Genomic DNA, 20,787 nt, shown 5'->3' on the forward strand with positions numbered 1-20,787 from the left:
TGCTGGTCCCCCGTCATCCGCGCGCCCGGCGGGCCATCTCGTGCAGCACCGCGGAGGTGGGCACGGGGGCCTGCTTGACGCCGGTCAGTTCCTGCTGGAGATAGGTGCCGGCCGGGGCGAACCCGGTGGCGGTGCCCTGCGGGCGGAAGCCGTGCCGCACCGCGAGCCGGCGCAACACCGGGTCGCTGCCGAGGAGTTCGGCGAACGCCCGGCCGTCGTCGGTGAGCGGTACGACGGTGTGGTCGCTGTTGACCGTGGTGTCCGGGTAGAGCACGACCAGGTCGCCGGGCTGCTGTCCGCCGGCGAGCAGGGAGGCGACCTGGGACTCGTAGACCAGGACCAGCGGGTTGCCCGCGCCGCTGACGAAGTCCCGGAAGACCGCGTCGGAGCTGGTCTGCTGGGCGCCCTGCACGGTGACGAGCTTCTTCAGCAGGGGCGCGGTGCGGTCGAGCCCGGCGGCGTCGGCGACCACCCGGCCGCCGTTGTCGACGTAGGAGGCGGCGGCGAGGTAGAGGGCGCCCGAGTTGGACGACTCGGGGTCGGTGGACGACACGAACAGCGTCCCGCTCAACTCCCCGTACTTTGCTGCCCCCTTGAGCTGTTGCCAGGTGCGGTCGTGGCGGACCGCGTCGAGGTAGGCGGCCATCTGGAGCGTGCCGCGGTGCCCGGTGGCGAGCGTGGCCAGGCCGTTCGCGGTCAGCACCTGGGCGGCGTCGCGGTGGGCCACGACGACGAGCGGCGAGTAGAAGGGCCGGGGGAGCGTCCCGCGCACCTCGTAGCGCCCGGCGAGTTCGGCGGCGGGTGCCTGGCTGGAGGGGAACGCGAGGTCGTACCCCTTCAGGTCGAGCCCCTCCATGGCCCAGGACCCGGAGGTCTCGGCCTTGACGGTGTAGCCCTTGGCGGCGAGGGCCTTCACCACGTCGGGGTCCGCGAAGTACTCGGCCTTCTCGGACCCGATCACCATGCGCACGGTCTTCGTTGCCGTGCCCGTGTCCTCATCGCTGCGGCCCGCGACGACGGCGGCCACCACGCCACCGACCAGCAGAACCGCGAGGACGATCCCTGCGATACGTCTCACACCCCGCACACTCCACGCGGAACCCAACATTCCCCACGGCGCGGGATGAACGGGGGGTGACACAAGGGTCCCGTTACGACACGGCCGCCGGAACCGTGCAACGGACGCTCACAGCAGGGTGGCGAGCACCTCTATCTAACCTCTAACAATTCTTTGACAGGTTAGGGGCCCCTGTGCTTGCATGGCAATGGACTAACCGGATCAAGCATCTAGAAGGGTTAGATATGAGCTCGGTGCACTACCGGACCGCCATCGTCGACGGCCACGAGATCTTCTACCGGGAGGCCGGTCCCTCCGACGCCCGCGCCGTCGTCCTGCTGCACGGGTATCCGACCAGCTCTTTCATGTTCCGCGAGCTGATCCCGCTGCTGGCCACGGACTACCACGTCATCGCGCCGGACCACCTCGGCTTCGGTCGCTCCGCCGCTCCCTCGGCGGGTGAGTTCACCTACACCTTCGACGCCCTCGCCGAGCTCACGTCCGGACTGCTCGACCACCTGGGCCTGGACCGCTTCGCCCTCTACGTCCAGGACTACGGCGCCCCCATCGGCTGGCGCCTCGCGCTCAAGCACCCTGAACGAATCTCCGCCCTGGTCACCCAGAACGGCAACGGCTACGAGGACGGCTTCGTCGAGTCGTTCTGGAGCGACGTCTGGGCGTACGGGGCGAACCCCGGCGCCGACACCGAGCCGGCCGTCCGCACGGCGCTGGGTCTCGAGGCCATCCGCTGGCAGTACACGCACGGCGTGCCCGACCCGAGCCTGGTCAGCCCGGACACCTGGGAGCACGACTTCGCCCTCGTCTCCCGCGAGGGCAACGACGAGATTCAGCTGGCACTGTTCCGCGACTACCGGAACAACCGCCCGCTCTACCCGCTGCTGCACGAATTCCTGCGCACCAGCGAGGTCCCGCTGCTAGCCGTGTGGGGCCGCAACGACGAGATCTTCGGCCCCGCGGGCGCGCACGCCTTCGCCCGCGACGCCAAGGACGCGGAGGTGCACCTGATCGAAGGCGGTCATTTCCTGCTGGAGAGCCACCTGGACGTCGTCGCGGGCTACCTCCGCGGCTTCCTGGGGCGAGTGCTGGACCCGGCTGGTCGCGCTCTCGCGGCGTCCTGAGGCGCCTTGAGCTCTCGGACAGTCGCCAGCTGTTCCACTCACCTGCCGGACGCGTCGTCGAAGGACGCGCGTGCTTGCTCCAGGGCGGATATGTGGTGTGGAGCCCAGTGTCGCGGTCGGCGACTTCTGTGCGACCTCTGAGCTGGGCGCTACGTCCGCCCTCCAGACACTGTGACTGCTGAGAGGAACCGCCCGCCCAGGCGAACGCAGTGCATGGCGCCCGGCCCGCGCGACGCTGCGGGTGCACGCGGACCGGGGCCGTCAAGGGGGTCCGGAGAGGACCGGACGGGCAGGGATCAGCCGGCGGGACTCAACGACCGCGGCCCGGCCAGCGCAGCGCCGTGCGCGTCCATCCGCTCCGCCGCCAGGATCGCCGCCGCCGTGTCCGCCCGGGACGCGGCGACGACCAGGGCGCGCCCCGCCAGCGCGTGCGCGCGGCGGTGCAGGGACGGGGCGTCGGCCGCGCGGCCGGAGCCCGTCGCGCGCACCGGCGGGCGGCCTCCCCGCAGCCGTGCCACCTGCCCGGCGAGCCGCTCACCGGCGGCGTCCAGGTCGGCCGACGGCGCCAGCGCCCGCAGCTCGTCGGTGACGGCGAGCAGCGCGGCGAGGTGCCCCGAGAGCTGGATGTCCAGCTCCTCCTCGCGGGAGCGGTGGGGGAAGTCGGAGGGCGTGCCGGCCACCGTGCTGTGCACCGACTTGGTCCGGATCGGTTCGTACATGGATGGCCTCCCAATGCTTCAGGAAGACATCCTAGCTTAGATTCTGTCTAAAGTTGAGCTGTTCACAAAAGCGGAACCGGCCCGCCCGCTCGGCGCCGGGAGGCGTCAGGTCTGCCCGTAACCGTCCAGGAAGCGCCCGATGCGCCCCACCGCGTCCCGCAGGTCCGTGACCGTCGGCAGGGTCACCACCCGGAAGTGGTCCGGCTCGGGCCAGTTGAAGCCGGTGCCCTGCACGACCATGATCTTCTCGCTGCGCAGCAGGTCCAGGACCATCTGCCGGTCGTCCTTGATCTTGAACACCGTGGGGTCGAGGCGCGGGAAGAGGTACAGCGCGCCCTTGGGCCTTACGCAGGTCACTCCGGGAATCCGGGTCAGCAGCTCGTAGGCCGTGTCCATCTGTTCCTTCAGGCGTCCGCCCGGCAGGACCAGGTCGTTGATGGTCTGCCGTCCGCTGAGCGCGGCGACCACCCCGTGCTGGCCCGGCATGTTCGCGCACAGGCGCATGTTCGCCAGGATGGTCAGGCCCTCGATGTAGGAGTCGGCGTGCGCGCGCGGGCCGGAGATCGACATCCAGCCGACCCGGTAGCCGGCCACCCGGTAGGCCTTCGACATGCCGTTGAAGGTGAGGGTGAGCAGGTCGGGGGCGACCGCGGCGGTGGGCGTGTGCCGTGCGCCGTCGTAGAGGATCTTGTCGTAGATCTCGTCGGAGCAGACCAGCAGGTTGTGGCGGCGGGCGATGTCGGTCAGGCCCTTGAGGACCGCCTCGTCGTACACCGCGCCCGTGGGGTTGTTCGGGTTGATGATGACGAGGGCCTTGGTGCGGTCGGTGACCTTGCGCTCGACGTCCGCGAGGTCCGGCATCCAGTCGGACTGCTCGTCGCAGCGGTAGTGCACCGCCGTGCCGCCGGACAGGGAGACGGCCGCCGTCCACAAGGGGTAGTCCGGGGCGGGGACCAGCACCTCGTCGCCGTCGTCCAGCAGGCCCTGCATCGCCATCACGATCAGCTCGGAGACACCGTTGCCGATGAAGACGTGCTCGACGTCCGTCTCTATGCCGAGGGTCTGGTTGTGCATGACGACCGCGCGGCGGGCGGCGAGCAGGCCCTTGGCGTCGCCGTAGCCGTGGGCCGTGGAGACGTTGCGGAGGATGTCCTCCAGGATCTCCGGCGGACAGTCGAAGCCGAAGGCGGCCGGGTTGCCGGTGTTCAGCTTGAGGATGCGGTGACCTGCCGCTTCCAGCCGCATCGCCTCCTCGAGCACCGGACCCCGGATCTCGTAACAGACGTTGGCGAGCTTCGTGGACTGGATCACCTGCATGTCTGGGAGCTTACGGCCCGCCCCCGTGTCCCGCGGCGTGTTTTCCGCCACGTGAGACGCGGCGGTTTGGGTGGGTATGGTCCACCGCTGTCCCAGGAGCCCCTCCCGTCCCTACAATGCGCGTTCATGCCAAGCCCGTCCGACGTTCCCCCCGGCCCGACCGGTCCGTACGTCTACCTGCCGCGCACCGCCGAGACCCCCTCGTACGAGGAGTACGCCGATCCGGCGGCGGCCCACGGCTGGCAGGGCTCGGCCTACGACGAGACGCGCGAGCTGCCCCGTCCGGCGCGGGAGCCCGAGACGGGCGGCCGGGCGGAGCGGCGACGGGCCGGCCGCCGGGCCACCGGGTGGCGCTCGCGCCGGGGCGTCGTGACGGCGGGCGCCGTGGGCGCGGTGTCGGTGGCCGCCCTGGTGGCGGGCATCTCCCTGACGGGTTCCTCGTCCGGCGGCGGCAGCGAGAGCGGGCCGACCGCCGGGACCCTGTCGGCGTCCGAGGGTACGACGCCGTCCGGGCCGCCGTCCGCGACCGCGACGACCACCCGATCGAGTGAGGCGGCCCCCTCCCGTCCGAGCGACACGCCCGCCGGGCCGACCCCGACCACCTCCGCCCCGCACGAGGTCCCGGCCATCACCCCCACGTCGGCGACACCCCCACCGTCGACGTCCGCCCCGACGACCCCCGCCCCGTCCCCGTCCTGGACCCCGGGCCGGGGGACCGGCCGGGGCAAGGGGTGGAAGAGGCGGTAGCGGGGGACCTCCCCCAGGCGGTAGCCGGGGACCTCCCCCCGGCCGAAAAGCGCTCCTTGTCGTGGATCCCCTCGGCGCTAACAATGCGCATGACAAATCAGTGGGCGGCCCGACGACCTCCGGTCGCCCCCGTCGCAAGAGGGGACCCCACATGAGAAAGCCTCTCGTCGCCGCGTTCTTCGCCCTGGCCATCGCCGGGGCGGGTGCGGCACCTGCGGTCGCCGCTCCCTCCGGAGCGCCCGCGGACACGGCCGGCGCGCAGCGCGCCAGGGCCGCGTCACCCACCCTGCAGGCCGTGAGCTTCGCCGGGACCGTCTCGCTCAGCAACTGTTCCGGCTCGGTGATCCGCTTCCCCGCCTCCGTGGACACGGACCCCGCGCTGGTGCTGACCAACGGCCACTGCCTGGAGACCGGCTTCCCGTCGCCCGGCCAGGTCATCACCGGCCAGTCCTCCAGCCGCAGCTTCGGGCTGCTGAACTCCGCCGGCACCCGGGTCGGCACCCTGCGCGCCAACCAGGTCGTCTACTCGACCATGACCGACACGGACGTGACGATCTACCGGACGACCACCACGTACGCGTCGATCCGCAGCACCTACGGCATCAACGCCCTCACCGTGCAGGACACCCACCCCGTCGCCGGCACCGCGATCACCGTGGCGTCCGGGTACTGGAAGCGGCTGTACAACTGCAACATCGACGGCTTCGTGTACCGGCTCAAGGAGGGCGACTGGACCTGGAAGGACTCGGTCCGCTACACCTCCGCCTGCAACACCATCGGCGGCACCTCCGGCTCGCCCGTGATCGACCAGTCCACCGGCAAGGTCGTCGCCGTCAACAACACCGGCAACGAGGACGGGGAGCGCTGCACGGTGAACAACCCATGCGAGGTCGACCAGAACGGCACGGTGACGGTCCGCCAGGGCATCAACTACGCCGAGGAGACCTACCAGATCCCGGCCTGCTTCACCACGGGCAACCGCCTCAACCTGAGCGCGAGCGGCTGCACCCTGCCCAAGCCGTAGCACGCCGCACGCCGCACGGCGCCGACGGCTAGGGGTGGGCGGTCCGCCGCACCGCCCGCCCGGCCAGGACGTCCGTGCGCCGCCCGTCCTCGATCACGAAGCACCCGTCCACCAAGACGTGCGGGATGCCCACGGGCAGCGCCCGGGGATCGTCGTAGGTGGCGCCCGCCGCCACCGTCGCCGGGTCGAACAGCACCAGGTCGGCCCGGTACCCCTCGCGCACCAGCCCGCGGTCCGGCAGGCGCAGCCGGGCCGCCGGACGCCCGGTCAGGTGCGCCACGCACTCCTCCAGCGACAGCACCCCCAACTCCCGTACGTAGTGGCCCAGGTAGCGCGGGAACGTGCCGTACGCCCGCGGGTGCGGCTTGGCGCCCCGCAGGATGCCGTCCGAGCCGCCGGTGTGCACCCGGTGGCGCATGATCGCGCGGACGTTCTCCTCGTGGCCCACGTGCTGCAGGATCGTCGGCGCCAGCCGGTCCTCCCGCAGCAGCCGCCGCGCCGTCACCCAGGGCTCCTCGCCGCGCTCGCGCGCCGCCCCCAGGACCGTACGGCCCACGTACGGCGCGAGGGCCGAGTCGTTCACGCCGGAGATCTCCACGGTGTCCCAGTCGACCGGCACGCCGTGGCAGCCGTCCGAGCCGACGACCTCCAGGTCGTGCCGGATCCGCTCCGCCGTCGCCTCGTCGGCCAGCCGCCGCAGCACCTCCTGCGGGCCGCCCTCGCTCGCCCAGCTCGGCAGCAGCGCGGCCAGGGTGGTGCAGCCCGGGGTGTACGGGTAGGTGTCCAGGCTGATGTCGGCGCCGTCGGCCAGCGCCCGGTCGAGCAGCGCGAGCAGCTCGGGCGCCCGGCCCTCGTTCACGCCGAAGTTCATCGTGGCGTGGGCGAGGTGGAGGGCGCAGCCCGCCTCCCGGGTGAGGGCCACCATCTCCTCGTACGCCTCCAGGGCACCCGCCCCGTAGGAGCGGTGGTGCGGGCAGTAGTAGCCGCCGTAGCGCGCCACCACCCGGCACAGCTCGGTGAGTTCGGCGTCCCGGGCGTACATGCCGGGCGTGTACGTCAGCCCCGACGACAGGCCCACGGCGCCCTCCTCCAGGCCCTGGGCGACCAGCGCGCGCATCCGGTCCAGCTCCGCGGGCGTCGCCGCGCGGTCCTCCCAGCCGACGACGAGCGCGCGCACGGTGCCCTGCGGGATCAGGTACGCGGCGTTCACCGCGATCCCGCGGTCGAGCCGGTCGAGGTACTCGCCGACCGACCGCCAGTCGAAGTCGACGTCGTCACCGGGCCCGTTCCAGCCGGCGATCGCCCGGCGCACCCCGGCGAGCGTGCGGTCGTCCACGGGCGCGTACGACAGCCCGTCCTGGCCGAGGACCTCCAGGGTGACGCCCTGCGCGGCCTTCGCGCTGTGGTCGGGGTCGCGCAGCAGGGCCAGGTCGCTGTGCGCGTGCATGTCGATGAAGCCGGGGGAGAGGACCAGGCCCTCCGCGTCCAGCTCCCGCACCGCGGCCGGGCGCTGGCAGCCGGCGGCGGCCGCCTCCTTGACGATCGCGACGATCCGGCCGCCGTCGACCACCACGTCGGCGCGGTAGGAGTCCGCGCCGGTGCCGTCGACGACATCGGCGTCCCGGATGACCAGGTCCTCCATGGCGGGCTCCTCTCAGAAGAAGGTGCGGATGTAGTCGACCACGGTGCCGTCCGCCTCGGCGAGGGGGATCAGCGGCCACTTGTCGAACGACGTGCACGGGTGGGACAGGCCGAGCCCGACCCAGTCGCCTACCTCCAGGTCCGCCTCCGGGCCGGTGCGCAGCCAGGTGTGCTGGTCGGACAGGGCGGTGACCTCGACGCCGGTGGCCGGGCGCTCGGTGCCGTCCCGGCGCACCACCTGGGCGACGGGCAGGTCCAGGTCGTACGCGGCGTCGCGCTTGCCCGCGTTGAGGAACGCCTGCTCCGCGGACGGCCGGGAGACGACCTGCGCCCACAGCCGGAACGCGGGCTCCAGCGCGCCCTCCTCGGGCACCCGGTTGAACGGGGTCAGCCGCCGGTAGTGCCCGTCGTCGTGCGAGACGTACGCGCCCGAGCGCAGCAGCTTCAGCACCGGCGCGGACAGGGCGGGGACCGAGGCGAACACGTCGGCGACCGCGTCGAACCAGGCGCTGCCGCCCGCGCTGACGACGATCTCGTCCACGCCCGCGAACCGCCCCGCCGCGTCGAAGTCCGCTGCCAGGGCGACCAGTTGCCGCAGCCAGGCGTGCACCCGCTCCGGCGTGGCCCGCGGGACCTCGCCCTCGTAGCCCGCGACGCCCACCAGCCGCAGCGTCGGCGCGGCGGCCACCGCGTCGGCGACGGCCACGCACTCGGCCTCGGTGCGCACACCCGTGCGGGCGCCCTCGCCGGCGGCCAGCTCCACCACGACGTCCACCGGGCGGGCCGCGCCGGTCAGCGCCGCGTCCATCAGCTCGACGCCGCGCACCGAGTCGACGTAGCAGACGAACCGGAAGTCCGGGTCGGCGGCCAGCTCGGCGGCGATCCAGCGCAGGGCCGCCGGGTCGACCAGCTCGTTGGCGAGGAACACCCGCCGGACGCCGAACGCCCGCGCCACCCGCACCTGGTGGGGCACGGCCAGCGTGATGCCCCACGCGCCGCGCTCGAGCTGCCGCCGGAACAGCTGGGGCGCCATGGTGGTCTTGCCGTGCGGGGCGAAAGCGAGGCCGTGGCGGGCCGCGTAGGTCTCCATCAGTGCGAGGTTGTGCTCCAGGCGCTCCGCGGACAGCGCGAGCACGGGCGTGGCGAAGCCGTCGGTGAAAAGGTTGCGGCGCCGGCCCGCCAGCTCACCCACGGTGAGTCCGTCGGCGTCCGGCGGGAGGCCCTTGAAGCGGTGGTCGACCCGTTCGTCGGCCAGGCGGGCGAGAGCGTCGCTGCTCATGGAGCCTCCCTGATCAGGTACGTTGCGCAGATTGCAACGTTCATTGCGTATGTCGCTCACCGCTGTCTAACATCTCGGCCAACGCCGGGTCAACGAACCGGCCGCCGCCCACCGAAGGAGCCACGACCATCGTGACCACCCCGGCCCCCCGCCACACGCCCGGCGACGACGGCGCCCGCGCCGGCGCCCTCGCCCTCGACGTGGTGGCGCTCGGCGAGTCCATGGTCACGTTCCTGCCCACCCGGCCCGGCCGCCTCGCCGACGTCCCCTCCTTCGACCGGGCCATCGGCGGCGCCGAGTCCAACGTCGCCTGCATGCTGGCCGCCGCCGGACACCGCGTGCGCTGGGTCAGCCGGGTCGGCACCGACGGCTTCGGCGACCACCTGGTGGAGACGATCGGCGCCCACCGCGTCGACGTGACCCACGTCCAGCGGGACCCGGACCGCCCGACCGGCGTGTACTTCCGCACCGCCGGGGAGCGCGGCACCGACGCCCACGAGGTGGCGTACTACCGGGCCGGCTCGGCCGCCTCCGCGATGTCCCCCGTCACGGTGGACCTCGGGGCGGCCCGCGCCGGCCGGGTCCTGCACCTGTCGGGGATCACCGCGGCGCTGTCCGACGGCTGCCGGGAGCTGCTGCACGCGCTCACGGCGCCCCGACCGGGACGGCCGCTGGTGTCGTTCGACGTCAACCACCGGCCGGGGTTGTGGCGGTCGTCCGCGGGACCCGGCGTCCTGCTGGACCTGGCCCGCGCCGCGGACCTCGTGTTCGTGGGCGAGGACGAGGCCGAGCAGGCCTGGGGCGTCACCGGCGGCCCCCGGGCGATCCGCGCCCTGCTGCCGGAACCGGCCACCCTCGTGGTGAAGCACGGCGAACGGGGCGCCACGGCCCTGTCGGACGCCGCGCCGGCCACCTCCGTACCGGCCCTCCGCGTGGACGTCACCGCCACCACCGGCGCCGGCGACGCCTTCGCCGCCGGCTTCCTGCACGCCACCCTGCGGGGCCTGCCCCCGCACGCCCGCCTGCGCCACGGCCACCTCTGGGCCGCCGCCGCCCTCACCACCCCCGGCGACCTCGCCGCGCCGCCCGCCCGCGCCCACGCCGACCGGCTGGCCGCCCTCGACGACGCGGCATGGGAGACACTGCGGGTCGGCCCCGGCTGGACGCACGCCGAGCAGGCCGAGGAGGAGGGAGCCACCCCATGAGCCAGACCGTCGACCGCGCACTGAGCATCCTGCCGCTGCTCGCCGAGGGCCCCGCCGACCTCGGACAGGTCGCCGACCGCCTCGGCGTCCACAAGTCCACCGCCCTGCGCCTGCTGCGCACCCTGCACGAACACGGCTTCGTCTACCGCCAGTCCGACCAGCGCTACCGCCTCGGCGCCCGCCTCTTCGCCCTCGCCCAGGAGGCGATGGAGAACCTCGACATCCGCGAGATCGCCCACCCGCACCTGGTGCGCCTCAACGAGACCTGCGGGCACACCGTGCACCTCGCCGTGCACGAGGAGGGCGAGGTGCTCTACATCGACAAGGTCGACAGCCGCTACCCGGTGCGCATGTACTCCCGCATCGGCAAGCCCGTCGCCATCACGGTCGCCGCCGTCGCCAAGCTGCTCCTGGCCGACCTGCCCGAGCCCGAGCGGCGCGCGGTCGCCGAGAAGCTCGACTACCCCCTCTACACGGCCCGTTCGACGCCGCACGCCGACGCGTTCCTCCGGGAGCTCGCCAAGGTGCGCGAACAGGGCTGGGCCACCGACCTCGGCGGCCACGAGGAGTCCATCAACTGCGTCGCCGCCCCCGTCCGCGGCGCGGACGGCCGGATGGTCGCCGCGATGTCGGTCTCCGCGCCGAACGTCGTCGTCACCGCCGACGAACTCCTCGCCCTGCTGCCGCTGGTCCGCCGCACCGCGGACGCCATCAGCGGCGAGTACTCCGGAAGAACGCCAGTAAAGGACCCCGCATGACCGACAAGACCGCCCTGACGCCCGCGACCCACACCACCCCGCCGGCGAAGTTCTCGCACGGGGTGCGCAAGGGCAACATCCTCCAGGTCGCCGGCCAGGTCGGCTTCCTGCCGGCCGAGGAGGGCAAGGCCCCGACCCCGGCCGGCCCCACCCTGCGCGAGCAGACCCTCCAGACCCTCGCCAACGTCAAGGCGATCCTGGAAGAGGGCGGCGCGAGCTGGGACGACGTGATGATGATCCGCGTCTACCTCACGGACGTGGACCACTTCGCCGAGATGAACGCGCTCTACAACGCCTACTTCGAGGAGCAGGGCCTCACCCAGCCGCCCGCCGCCCGCACGACCGTCTACGTCGGTCTGCCCGCCGGCCTCCTCATCGAGATCGACGCGCTCGCCGTCCTCGGCTGAGCCACCGGCCCCCACCCCCCTTCTCCACGCCTTCCCCACTCCCTTTCCCCGCTGTACGACGGCGCGGTGCCCCCGCCCGGGGCGCCGCGCCGCGATGCCCCCTGCCCGAAAGCTCCATGCACTTACCCCAGTCACGCAGAGGACCCCCGCATGTCCCTCCCGCTCGCCGCGTCCGCCCCCGCCCCGACACCACCGCACACCGGTGGCCTGCTCCTGCTCCTCGACGGCACCCCCGGACTGCTCACCGTCGCCGCCATCGGCATCGCGCTGCTGCTCTTCCTGATCATCAAGGTCAGGCTCCAGCCGTTCGTCGCGCTGCTCGCCGTCTCCATAGCCGTCGGCCTGCTGGCCGGCCTGTCGGTGACCGAGCTCTTCGGCACCGTGCAGCGCTCGGACGCCGTCTCCACCATCGAGTCCGGCATGGGCGGCATCCTCGGCCACGTCGCGATCATCATCGGCCTGGGCACCATGCTCGGCGCGGTCCTCGAAGTCAGCGGCGGCGCCGAGGTGCTGGCCTCCCGGCTGCTCGCCCTGTTCGGCGAACGGCGCGCCCCGCTCGCCATGGGCCTGACCGGCCTGATCTTCGGCATCCCGGTCTTCTTCGACGTCGGCATCTTCGTCCTCGCGCCGATCGTCTACGCGGCCGCCAAGCGCGGCGGCAAGTCGATCCTGCTGTACTGCCTGCCGCTGCTCGCGGGCCTGTCGATGACCCACGCCTTCCTGCCGCCGCACCCCGGCCCCGTGGCCGCCGCCGGACTGCTGCACGTCGACCTCGGCTGGGTCATCCTGATGGGCGTCGTCTGCGGCATCCCCGCCGTGCTCGCCGCCTGGGCCTGGTCCGCCTGGATCGGCCGCCGCATCTTCGTCGCCGTGCCGCAGGACATGGTGGAGGCCGCGGCGGACGCCAAGCAGGCCGTCCTGGACGAGCAGCGGGCCTCCGGGGTGGAGCCCCGCGAGGCGCCGGTGCCGCTCGGCACGGTCCTCGCCATCATCGGCACGCCGCTGGTGCTCATCCTCGCCGCCACGTTCTCCTCGATCGCGCTCGACCCCTCCACGGGCCGCTCGGTCGTCGAGTTCTTCGGGCACCCCTTCGTCGCCCTGACCATCGCCCTGCTGCTGGCCTACTACCTGCTGGGCATCCGGCGCGGCTGGTCCCGCAAGTCCCTGGAGACGGTGTCCACGGCGTCCCTGAAGCCGATCGGCAACATCCTGCTGGTCGTCGGCGCGGGCGGCGTCTTCGGCGCCGTGCTGAAGGCGAGCGGGGTCGCGCAGGCCCTGTCCGACACCTTCCACGACGTCGGCCTGCCGGTGATCGTCCTGTCGTACCTGATCTCCCTGGTGCTGCGGGTCGCCCAGGGGTCGGCGACGGTCGCGATCGTCACCACGGCCGGCATCGTGGCGCCGCTGCTGGCGGAGAGCCACCACTCGCAGGCCTTCACGGCCCTGGTCATCATGGCCATCTCCGCGGGCTCCATCTTCGCCTCGCACGTCAACGACGGCGGCTTCTGGATGGTGGCCAAGTACTTCGGCATCAGCGAGCGGGACACGCTCAAGACGTGGACGGTGCTGGAGAGCGTGCTGTCGGTCGCCGGGTTCGTGGTGGCCGCGGCCGTCAGCCTCGTGGTGTAGCCGGGCGGTTCGTGTAGGAGTCTGATAACGAAGTCGGGGCTGGCTGTGTACGGCACAGGATCGTCGACCATACTGCCCGCTGTGGAGCAGCGCAGAGGTTCGAGCAGCCAGCCCCTGAAGGCCGTGCCCGTGAAGGGCGCCGGTTTCGACCCGGCTTTCATCCCGGGGCTCACCGCCCCGGCCGGTGAACAGCCGGAGGACGCCCGCCCGGACGAGGCCGGGCCCGACGGGAAGGCCGAGGCGGCAGCCGCGGCCCCCGCCGACGCCGGGGCGAGCGGGAAGGCCCCGGGAGCCGCGGGGACGCCGGAGCCCGAGGACACCGACGCGGCCGTCGCGGCCGACGACGGTGACGTGGCCGCCGCCGACGACGCCGACGACGACGCCGAACCCGCCGTCGACGGCCCGGTGTTCGAGGCCGCCGACCGGCGGGCCCGGATCGTCGCCGACCGCCGGGGCGTCCGGCTGGCCCTCGACGACCAGGGCTGCGAGTTCCGCTGGGACGAGATCGGCGCGGTGGAGACGGAGACCGCCCGCTTCGGCAAGCGGTTCACCGTCACGGTCCACACGCCCGACAGCCGCTGGTACCCGATCGAGATCGAGGCGAAGGCCCGGTCGGACTTCAAGCAGTGGGACGAGCAGCTGGACGCGGTCCTCGACGCCTACTTCGAGGCCGAGTAGCCGGCGGCCGGGAGCCTCACTGGCCGCAGTACTGCTGGGCCTTGCCGATGGACCGGTACATGCAGTCGGCGTTCTCCAGCAGTTGCAGCACCGCGTCCCGGTTGCGTGCCGTCTCCCGCTCGATCACCTCGTCGGGCGGGTAGAAGCCGCCGCCGGAACTCGACGTCGGGTACATCTCGAAGGTGTACGAGAAGATCTTCTGCGTGCCCCAGAGGTAGTCGTCGATGGACCCGTCGGTGATGTACAGGTCGCTCGACTGCTCCGGGGTGTAGCCGTTGCTCGCGGCCATCTTCTGCCCGACGGCCTTGAACGCCGCGTTGTCGTCGGCCGTCATCCCGGTCGTGGTGTCGGAGTACGTGTACCCGAAGGGCCACAGCACCAGTTCGCTGTAGGTGTGGAAGTCGATCCCGGCCGTGATCTGCTGCTTGCCCCCGACGACCCGGCCGCGCACGAAGTCGGCGACCACCTTCACCTCGGGCGCCGACTCGGCGGACGCGCCGCGGTAGGTCTCGGACGAGGTGGAGCCGGAGGAGCCGCCGCAGCAGCCCCAGCGGTGGTTCCAGTTGCGGTTGAGGTCCGTGCCGACGTACGAGGAACCCGAGTTGGGCTGCCGGTTCTTGCGCCAGGAGCGGTAGGAGCCGGTCGCGATGTCGTACTCGCCGCCGTCCGGGTTGAGGTCGGGGACGATCCAGATCTCGCGGCCGTCGACCATGGCGGTGATGCGCGGGTCGGTGCCGTACCCGTTGCCGAACTCGCGGATCAGGTACAGCGCCATCTCCACGGTCAGGTGCTCACGGGCGTGCTGGTGGTGGGTGAACAGCACCTCGGGCTCGGCCTCGTCCGTCGCCACGTTGTCGCTGATCTTGACGGCGACGATGTCGCGGCCCTGGTAGGACCGGCCGATCACGCGCTTGCTCATGATTCCCGGGTGGGCGGCGACGGCCTGGTCGATCTGCGCCGTCATCTCGGCGTAGTTGTGGTACTTGGAGTCGGCCGACGGGAAGTCGTACAGCCGCGTGTCGCCGGCTGCCGTCCGGTCGGGCGCCGAGCCCACGGGGGTCACGTCGTAGCCGAGCCGGCGCAGCGCGCGGGCCTGGTCGGCGCGTCCGGAGACCACCACGGTCTCCTCGTCGGCCTCGTCGACGCTCACCCCGGCCGCGGCGATCGCGGTCCGGGTGACGGGGGTGTTGTGGCCGACGTGGATCTCGTACTGCCGTACGTCGTCGGCGGTGGGCGCGGGTGCGCGTCCCGAGGACGCCGTCGCCGACACGGTCGCCGAGACCGGGGCCGCGAGGGCGAGGGACATGAGCGCCGCGAGGGCGGCAGTGCGTCTGCCGCGGAGCCTAAGTCGCATGAAGTCTCCTTGTGGGAGGTGGGGTTGTTCGTGCGACGTGCAGGGGTGTGCGGGGTGTGCGGGTCCCTGGTGCGGGTCCCGCTCATCGTCCGGCCATGTCATGGTCAGGTCAAGCATGGAGCGCGGTATCGGCCGGAAGGGGCCGCACCGGGCGGGGCAGTGTACGGGGGTCCGGGTCCACCGGACGGTTCCCGGCCGAAGAGCACCCGGGGGTGTGAGCCGGGCGTGCATGCTGGTGTCGCCCGGGAGAGGGTGAAGCCCCCCCACACCGCACCCACCCCCACCCCACCCCCGAGGACTGGCTGATCATGGGCGGATCAGCGCCACGCCGCGACGCGCACCTGCCGGTGGAGACCACCAGCTTCGTCGACCGGCGGGCCGAACTCGCCGAGGCGCGCGAGCTGTTGGCCCGGGCCCGGCTGGTCACCCTCACCGGGCCCGGCGGCGTCGGCAAGACCCGCCTGGCCGGCCGGATCGCGACCCGCGTCGCCCGCGCCTTCCCCGACGGCGTGCGCTTCGTGCACCTCTCCGGCCTGCACGACCCCGCCCTCGTCCCGCTCGCCGCCGCCGACGCCCTCGGTCTGCACGACCGCTCCGAACGGCCCGCGCTGGACGCCCTGGTGGAGCGCGTACGCGACCGCCGGCTGCTGCTCGTCGTCGACAACTGCGAGCACCTGCCGGCCGCCTGCGCCGACCTCGCCGGCGCCCTGCTGCGCGGCACCACCGGCGTCCGCGTCCTCGCCACCAGCCGGCACCGGCTCGGGCTGACCGAGGAACACCTCATGGACGTACGGCCGTTGGCCGTGCCCGACCCCGACGGCGACCTCGGCGACGCCGCCGGACACCCGGCGCTCGCCCTGTTCGCCGACCGCGCGGCCGCCGTCGTCCCCGGCTTCCGGCTGACCCCCGCCAACCGGGCGTCCGTGGCCCGGCTGTGCCGGCGCCTGGACGGGCTGCCCCTCGCCATCGAACTGGCCGCCGTCCGCCTGCGCGTCCTCGGCGTCGACCAACTCCTGGACCGCCTCGACGACCGCTACCGGCTGCTGTCCGCCGGCAGCCCCGCCGTCCCGCCCCGGCACCGGACCCTGCGGGCCGCCGTCGACTGGAGCCACGACCTGTGCACCGCCCGGGAGCAGACGGTGTGGGCCCGGCTGTCCGTGCTGGCCGGGTCCTTCGACCTGGAGACCGCCGAAGCGGTGGGCGGCGACGGCGACGAGACACCCCCCGGGGACGTCCTGGAGGCCGTCGCCGGACTCGTCGACAAGTCCGTGCTGTGCCGCGAGAGCGGACCCGACGGGGTGCGCTACCGGCTCCTGGACACCCTGCGCGAGTACGGCCTGGAACGGCTGCGGGCCCGCCCCGGCGAGGAGCGCGCCGCCCGCGACCGCCAGCGCGACTGGATGCAGCGGCGTGCCGACGCCTGCGAGCGGGCCTGGTTCGGGCCCGGCCAGAGCGCCGTCGTCGCCCGGCTGCGCGCCGACCGCGACAACCTGCGGGCCGCCCTCGACCACAGCCTCGGCACCCCCGGCGAGGAACGGGCCGCGCTGCGCCTCGCGGGCACCCTGTGGTTCCACTGGCACGCCTGCGGCGCCCCCCGCGAGGGCCGCTACTGGCTCGACCGGGCACTGGAGGCCGACCCCGAGCCCACTCCCGAGCGCGCCCGCGCCCTGTGGGCCGCCGGACTGCTCGCCGGCTGCCCCGAGGACGTCACCCGGGGCCTCCGCCGCGCCGAGGAGGCCCGTGACCTGGCCCGCGCCCTCGGCGACGAGGCCGAGGCCGCGCACGCCGCGTACGTCGTCGGCGTCACCCGGCTGTTCGCCGGGGACGTCCGGGGCGCCCTCGACCACTTCCGCACCGGCGTGGCCCGCGGCCGCGTCCCCGGCCAGCACCTCAGCATGGCCGGTCTCGACCGGGTCGAACTCGCCTGCGCGCTCGCCCTCCTCGGCGAGGCCGACCAGGCCATCGCGGTCTGCGAGGAGACCCGCCGCACGTGCGCCGAGCACGGCGAGCAGTGGGTGCTGTCCTACGTCGAGCGGATGCTGGCCCTCGCCCACACCGTCCGCGCGGACTGGGCACGGGCCGAGCGGCACGGGCGCGAGGCGCTGCGCCTGAAGCACGCCGTGCACGACGTGGTCGGCATCGGCCTCACCCTGGACCTCCTCGCCCGCGTCGCCGCCGGACGCGCCGAGCCCGAGCGCGCCGCCGTCCTGCTGGGCGTCGCCGACCGGGTGTGGGCGGACGTCGACCCCGACCGGTGGGGCTCGGCCGACCTGACCGGCCCGCGCCAGGACAGCGAGCGGTACGCGGCCGGGGCACTGGGCCGGGCCGCGTACCGGCGGGCGTACGCACGCGGGGCGGCCCTGACCCTCGCGGCGGCGGTCGAGCAGGCGCTGGACACCGGCCCCGCCGGGCCGGACCCGGCCGGCCGGACGGCCACCGCCACCCACGACCCGGCACCCGCGCCCGCCCGGACCGGCCCCACCCACCCCGGCCCCGCGCACCCCGACCCCACCCACCCCGGCGCGGCGCGGACCGACCCCACCCACCCCGGCCCCGCGCACCCCGACCCCACCCCCCCCGGCGCGGCGCGGACCGACCCCCCCCCCCCCGGCCCCGCGCACCCCGTCCCCGCCCCCCGCACGCCCGGCCCCCGCCCCTCCGCCGGCCGGCCGTCCGGCGCGCGCGCCCCCGAGGGCGTCCGGCTCACCCGCCGCGAGACGCAGGTCGCCGAACTCGTCGCCCAGGGGCTCGCCAACCAGCAGATCGCCGACCGCCTGGTGATCGCCCGCCGAACCGCCGAGGGCCACGTGGAACGCATCCTCGGCAAGCTCGGCTTCAGCAACCGCAGCCAGATCGCGGCCTGGGTCGCCGGCCGAAGGTGACCTCCCGGCCCGGAAAGGAACCCCATGACCACTGCACCGGTGGGACCCCCGGACGTCTTCGACCACCGCATGGCCGAGTGCGCCACCGACCCGGCCTTCCTGGCCGCGGCCCTGCCCTTCCTCGAAGAGGGGCTCGCCGCCCCCGACGAGCCCCCGCCCGTCGCCATCGCCGCCCCCGACAAGCTGGACCTGCTGCGCGACGCGCTCGGCGGCACGGCCGCCCGGGTCGGCATGGTCCCGCACACCGACTGGTACACCGGCTCCGCGTCCAACGCCGTGGCCCGCGCCGCCGGTCACCTCGCCGCCCACGCCGGTCCCGGCGGCCGGCTCCACCTGCTGATGGAACCCGTCTGGCAGGGCCGGGCCGGCCGCTCACCGCGCGAGAGCGCCGAGTGGATCCGCTACGAGGCCCTGGCCAACCTCCTGTTCGCCCCCCTGTCCACGACCGCGCTGTGCGTCTACGACACCCGCACCGCCGGCCGCGCCGTCGTCGAGGCGGCCCGCCGCGCCCACCCCGGCTCCGGCGTCTACACCGAGCCGGCCCGCCTCGCCGCCGAACTGGACGCCGTACCCCTGCCGCCGCCCCCTCCCGCGGCCGAGCGGCTCGCCCGCCCGGACGTGGGCGCCGTCCGCGCCTGGGCCGAGCGGCAGGGGCTGGCGGAGGCCGACGCGGAGCTGTTCGGCACGGCCGTCGGGGAGGCGGCCGCGCTGGGCGGGGTCACCGGCGCCCTGCTGTGGGGCGAGGCGCCGGGCTGCGTGTGCGAACTGGCCCTCGCCCGGCGCGTCGACGACCCGCTGGCCGGCTTCGTCCCGCCCGCGGGCACCGACCTGGAACCAGGCCAGGGCCTCTGGTACGCCCGCCAGGTGTGCGCCTACGTCGACCTGCGTCCGGCCGACGGCGGGGGAACGGCCGTACGCCTCCAGTACGCGTAGCCGTACCCGCGTACCCCCCGGGGCGCGGCACGGGGAGCGAATCGGGTAGTCCTCCCCGTGTGCGCGGCCCGCGGGGACGACATCCTGGGCGCATGCTGGAACTCTCCGGGGAACGCCGCCCGGACCCCGACCCCCGCTACGGCGCCTACCCCCAGCCGCCCCTGGGCGCGGGCCACGCGAGCGTCGCGTACGAACCCCGGCCCACCTCCGTGCGCCAGGCCCGCCGTGAGGTCCGCCGGCGCCTGGAGGAGTGGGGTCTCGGGGAGCGCGGCGACCTGGTGGAGACCGCCGAACTCCTCGTGAGCGAGCTGGCCACCAACGCGCTGCTGCACTCCGCGACCCCGTTCCGGCTGACCGTGTCCGCGGCGCACGGCGTCCTGCGCTGCGAGGTCACCGACGGCGGGCCCCGCGCCCCCCGGGTCCTCGGCGCCGGGCGCCCCCCGACCGTGGAGAGCGGCCGGGGGATGTTCCTGGTGGAGGCGCTCGCCCGGCGCTGGGGCTGCCACCGGGAGGGACCGGGCAAGACCGTGTGGTTCGAGCTCGGCACCTGCGCGTGCGACGGCTGCGGCCGGCGGCAGCCGTAGCACCCGCAGGTGCCGGACGGCGGGCGCGGACCGGGGGCGTGAGGGGCGCGCCCCGGCGGGTCGGTGTACGCCCTCTTGCCGGTCCCGGCGCTTTGCGATTCCTTGGTGCACATGGCGGACACCACGGGACACCCCACGGACACCCAGGCCTCCTCCGACACCCACCCCCCGCAGCGCACACCGAGTTGGCGGCACATCGGACCCGGCGTCGTCGTCGCGGCCACCGGTGTCGGCGCCGGCGACCTGGTCGCCACCCTCATCGCCGGCAGCAACTTCGGGTACACGCTGCTGTGGGCGGCGGTCGTCGGCTGCCTGGTCAAGATCTCACTGGCCGAGGCCGCCGGACGGTGGCACCTGGCCACCGGGCGGACCCTGTTCGACGGCTGGGCGAGCCTCGGCCGCTGGACGGGCTGGTTCTTCGGCGTCTACGCGGTCGTCTGGGGCTTCGTGTACGGCGCGGCGGCGATGTCGTCGAGCGCCCTGCCCCTGCAGGCGATGTTCCCGGACGTGATGGACCTGGAGTGGTGGGGCGTCGCCTGCGGTCTGGTCGGCCTGGTCTTCGTGTGGTTCAACCGGTACGCGGTCTTCGAGAAGGTCATGACGGTCCTGGTGGGCGTCATGTTCGTGGTCACCGTCTACCTGGCGGTCCGGGTCACGCCGAACCTGCCGGACGCCCTGGCCGGCCTGCTCCCGGTCCTGCCCGACGAGAAGGACTCCGTCCTGAACACCCTGGGCCTGATCGGCGGCGTCGGCGGCACGATCACGCTCGCCGCCTACGGCTACTGGGTCAACGCCAAGGGCTGGACCGACACCGGCTGGATGCGGGTCATGCGGCTGGACAACCGCGTCGCCTACGCCACGACCGGCGTGTTCGTCGTCGCCATGCTGTTCGTCGGCGCCGAGCTGCTGCACTCCGCGCACGTCGCGATCGCGAGCGGCGACCGGGGCCTCGTCCAGCTCGGGGACATCCTGGAGGCCGAGTACGGCAGCGCCACCTCGACGTTCTTCCTGATCGGCTTCTTCGCCACGTCCTTCACCTCGCTGATCGGCGTCTGGCACGGGGTGAGCCTGATGTTCGCCGACTTCGTGGCCCGGCGGCGCGGCGCGTCGGGCGCGACCGGCGAGGAGGTCGCCTCCGGCGAGCGGGAGCGGTCGTGGCCGTTCCGCGCCTACCTGCTGTGGCTGACCTTCCCGCCGATCGTGCTGCTCTTCCAGGGCCAGCCCTTCCGCCTGATCATCCTCTACGGCGTGCTGGGCGCGGCCTTCCTGCCGTTCCTGGCCCTGACCCTGGTCTGGCTCCTCAACTCCTCCCGCACACCCCGCCCGTGGCGCAACGGCCCGCTGAGCAACGGCATGCTCGCCCTCGCCGCCCTGCTGTTCCTGGTCCTGTGCGTCAAACAGGTCTGGGACCAGCCGTGGTCGGAGTTCTTCTAG

The 20,787-nt window shown here is 73.7% G+C and carries 18 protein-coding genes; 12 read left to right on the top strand and 6 right to left on the bottom strand.

What is annotated here, in order from left to right; all coding sequences use genetic code 11:
• Window positions 1–13 precede the first annotated feature (13 nt).
• Entirely contained in the window at window positions 14–1,078 is a 1,065-nt protein-coding gene (locus E4U91_RS22005) for a hypothetical protein (protein WP_137308422.1), read from the bottom strand.
• 224 nt (window positions 1,079–1,302) lie between these two features.
• Here E4U91_RS22005 and E4U91_RS22010 point away from each other — a divergent pair, with 224 nt between their 5' ends.
• A complete protein-coding gene (locus E4U91_RS22010) occupies window positions 1,303–2,196 on the top strand; it encodes an alpha/beta fold hydrolase (RefSeq protein WP_137308423.1) in 894 nt (297 codons plus the stop codon).
• Window positions 2,197–2,492: 296 nt separating this feature from the next.
• On the opposite strand, the gene E4U91_RS22015 is transcribed toward E4U91_RS22010, so the two are convergent.
• The gene (locus E4U91_RS22015; RefSeq protein WP_137308424.1) at window positions 2,493–2,915 is read right to left on the bottom strand and encodes an SCO4983 family protein; all 423 of its coding nucleotides are present in this window, start codon (window positions 2,913–2,915) and stop codon (window positions 2,493–2,495) included.
• Between the two features lie 105 nt (window positions 2,916–3,020).
• Window positions 3,021–4,232, bottom strand: a complete 1,212-nt coding sequence (locus E4U91_RS22020) for a pyridoxal phosphate-dependent aminotransferase (RefSeq protein ID WP_137308425.1) — start codon at window positions 4,230–4,232, stop codon at window positions 3,021–3,023.
• A gap of 126 nt (window positions 4,233–4,358) precedes the next feature.
• On the opposite strand from E4U91_RS22020, the gene E4U91_RS22025 reads away from it, so the two are divergent.
• Both E4U91_RS22025 and E4U91_RS22030 read left to right on the top strand, forming a co-directional pair.
• Entirely contained in the window at window positions 4,359–4,979 is a 621-nt protein-coding gene (locus E4U91_RS22025; RefSeq protein WP_137308426.1) for a hypothetical protein, read from the top strand.
• 151 nt (window positions 4,980–5,130) lie between these two features.
• Window positions 5,131–6,003: a trypsin-like serine peptidase gene (locus tag E4U91_RS22030; protein WP_137308427.1), complete on the top strand. Its 873-nt coding sequence runs from the start codon at window positions 5,131–5,133 to the stop codon at window positions 6,001–6,003.
• Window positions 6,004–6,031: 28 nt separating this feature from the next.
• Here the strand turns inward: E4U91_RS22030 and E4U91_RS22035 are convergent, their stop codons facing one another.
• Window positions 6,032–7,645: an N-acyl-D-amino-acid deacylase family protein gene (locus tag E4U91_RS22035; protein WP_137308428.1), complete on the bottom strand. Its 1,614-nt coding sequence runs from the start codon at window positions 7,643–7,645 to the stop codon at window positions 6,032–6,034.
• A gap of 12 nt (window positions 7,646–7,657) precedes the next feature.
• The gene (locus tag E4U91_RS22040; protein ID WP_137308429.1) at window positions 7,658–8,923 is read right to left on the bottom strand and encodes an amino acid deaminase; all 1,266 of its coding nucleotides are present in this window, start codon (window positions 8,921–8,923) and stop codon (window positions 7,658–7,660) included.
• Between the two features lie 131 nt (window positions 8,924–9,054).
• Between E4U91_RS22040 and E4U91_RS22045 the strand changes: the two genes are divergently transcribed.
• The 5 genes from E4U91_RS22045 to E4U91_RS22065 all read left to right on the top strand — a co-directional run bounded on the left by E4U91_RS22045 (window position 9,055) and on the right by E4U91_RS22065 (window position 13,600).
• Window positions 9,055–10,128 carry a sugar kinase gene (locus E4U91_RS22045; protein ID WP_422070910.1) on the top strand — a complete coding sequence of 358 codons (1,074 nt, stop codon included), beginning with the start codon at window positions 9,055–9,057 and terminating at the stop codon, window positions 10,126–10,128.
• On the top strand, window positions 10,125–10,886 hold the full coding sequence (locus E4U91_RS22050) for an IclR family transcriptional regulator (RefSeq protein ID WP_137308430.1): 762 nt from the start codon (window positions 10,125–10,127) through the stop codon (window positions 10,884–10,886). The genes E4U91_RS22045 and E4U91_RS22050 overlap by 4 nt, the downstream gene beginning before the upstream one ends.
• Window positions 10,883–11,293, top strand: a complete 411-nt coding sequence (locus E4U91_RS22055) for a RidA family protein (RefSeq protein ID WP_137308431.1) — start codon at window positions 10,883–10,885, stop codon at window positions 11,291–11,293. Before E4U91_RS22050 ends, E4U91_RS22055 begins: the two co-directional genes overlap by 4 nt.
• A gap of 150 nt (window positions 11,294–11,443) precedes the next feature.
• A complete protein-coding gene (locus E4U91_RS22060; protein ID WP_137308432.1) occupies window positions 11,444–12,922 on the top strand; it encodes a GntP family permease in 1,479 nt (492 codons plus the stop codon).
• 81 nt (window positions 12,923–13,003) lie between these two features.
• A complete protein-coding gene (locus tag E4U91_RS22065) occupies window positions 13,004–13,600 on the top strand; it encodes a hypothetical protein (RefSeq protein ID WP_137308433.1) in 597 nt (198 codons plus the stop codon).
• Window positions 13,601–13,616: 16 nt separating this feature from the next.
• Here the strand turns inward: E4U91_RS22065 and E4U91_RS22070 are convergent, their stop codons facing one another.
• Window positions 13,617–14,954, bottom strand: coding sequence for a M14 family metallopeptidase (locus tag E4U91_RS22070; RefSeq protein WP_137308434.1), 1,338 nt, complete (start codon window positions 14,952–14,954; stop codon window positions 13,617–13,619).
• A gap of 308 nt (window positions 14,955–15,262) precedes the next feature.
• On the opposite strand from E4U91_RS22070, the gene E4U91_RS22075 reads away from it, so the two are divergent.
• From E4U91_RS22075 to E4U91_RS22090, 4 genes are all read left to right on the top strand, one after another.
• Window positions 15,263–17,836 carry a LuxR C-terminal-related transcriptional regulator gene (locus tag E4U91_RS22075; RefSeq protein WP_137308435.1) on the top strand — a complete coding sequence of 858 codons (2,574 nt, stop codon included), beginning with the start codon at window positions 15,263–15,265 and terminating at the stop codon, window positions 17,834–17,836.
• Window positions 17,837–17,860: 24 nt separating this feature from the next.
• Window positions 17,861–18,769, top strand: a complete 909-nt coding sequence (locus E4U91_RS22080; RefSeq protein ID WP_137308436.1) for an MEDS domain-containing protein — start codon at window positions 17,861–17,863, stop codon at window positions 18,767–18,769.
• Between the two features lie 92 nt (window positions 18,770–18,861).
• Entirely contained in the window at window positions 18,862–19,353 is a 492-nt protein-coding gene (locus tag E4U91_RS22085) for an ATP-binding protein (RefSeq protein WP_137308437.1), read from the top strand.
• Between the two features lie 111 nt (window positions 19,354–19,464).
• Window positions 19,465–20,787 carry an Nramp family divalent metal transporter gene (locus tag E4U91_RS22090; RefSeq protein ID WP_137308438.1) on the top strand — a complete coding sequence of 441 codons (1,323 nt, stop codon included), beginning with the start codon at window positions 19,465–19,467 and terminating at the stop codon, window positions 20,785–20,787.

This window comes from Streptomyces lasalocidi, assembly GCF_005280215.1.
GTDB classification, from domain to species: Bacteria; Actinomycetota; Actinomycetes; order Streptomycetales; family Streptomycetaceae; genus Streptomyces; species Streptomyces longwoodensis.

What these genes read in the sequence shown, in the direction of transcription:
- E4U91_RS22010 (WP_137308423.1), top strand. Translation starts at nt 1,303, where the DNA reads ATGAGCTCGGTGCACTACCGGACCGCCATCGTCGACGGCCACGAGATC.
- E4U91_RS22015 (WP_137308424.1), bottom strand. Translation starts at nt 2,915, where the DNA reads ATGTACGAACCGATCCGGACCAAGTCGGTGCACAGCACGGTGGCCGGC.
- E4U91_RS22020 (WP_137308425.1), bottom strand. Translation starts at nt 4,232, where the DNA reads ATGCAGGTGATCCAGTCCACGAAGCTCGCCAACGTCTGTTACGAGATC.
- E4U91_RS22025 (WP_137308426.1), top strand. Translation starts at nt 4,359, where the DNA reads ATGCCAAGCCCGTCCGACGTTCCCCCCGGCCCGACCGGTCCGTACGTC.
- E4U91_RS22030 (WP_137308427.1), top strand. Translation starts at nt 5,131, where the DNA reads ATGAGAAAGCCTCTCGTCGCCGCGTTCTTCGCCCTGGCCATCGCCGGG.
- E4U91_RS22035 (WP_137308428.1), bottom strand. Translation starts at nt 7,645, where the DNA reads ATGGAGGACCTGGTCATCCGGGACGCCGATGTCGTCGACGGCACCGGC.
- E4U91_RS22040 (WP_137308429.1), bottom strand. Translation starts at nt 8,923, where the DNA reads ATGAGCAGCGACGCTCTCGCCCGCCTGGCCGACGAACGGGTCGACCAC.
- E4U91_RS22050 (WP_137308430.1), top strand. Translation starts at nt 10,125, where the DNA reads ATGAGCCAGACCGTCGACCGCGCACTGAGCATCCTGCCGCTGCTCGCC.
- E4U91_RS22055 (WP_137308431.1), top strand. Translation starts at nt 10,883, where the DNA reads ATGACCGACAAGACCGCCCTGACGCCCGCGACCCACACCACCCCGCCG.
- E4U91_RS22060 (WP_137308432.1), top strand. Translation starts at nt 11,444, where the DNA reads ATGTCCCTCCCGCTCGCCGCGTCCGCCCCCGCCCCGACACCACCGCAC.
- E4U91_RS22070 (WP_137308434.1), bottom strand. Translation starts at nt 14,954, where the DNA reads ATGCGACTTAGGCTCCGCGGCAGACGCACTGCCGCCCTCGCGGCGCTC.
- E4U91_RS22075 (WP_137308435.1), top strand. Translation starts at nt 15,263, where the DNA reads ATGGGCGGATCAGCGCCACGCCGCGACGCGCACCTGCCGGTGGAGACC.
- E4U91_RS22080 (WP_137308436.1), top strand. Translation starts at nt 17,861, where the DNA reads ATGACCACTGCACCGGTGGGACCCCCGGACGTCTTCGACCACCGCATG.
- E4U91_RS22085 (WP_137308437.1), top strand. Translation starts at nt 18,862, where the DNA reads ATGCTGGAACTCTCCGGGGAACGCCGCCCGGACCCCGACCCCCGCTAC.
- E4U91_RS22090 (WP_137308438.1), top strand. Translation starts at nt 19,465, where the DNA reads ATGGCGGACACCACGGGACACCCCACGGACACCCAGGCCTCCTCCGAC.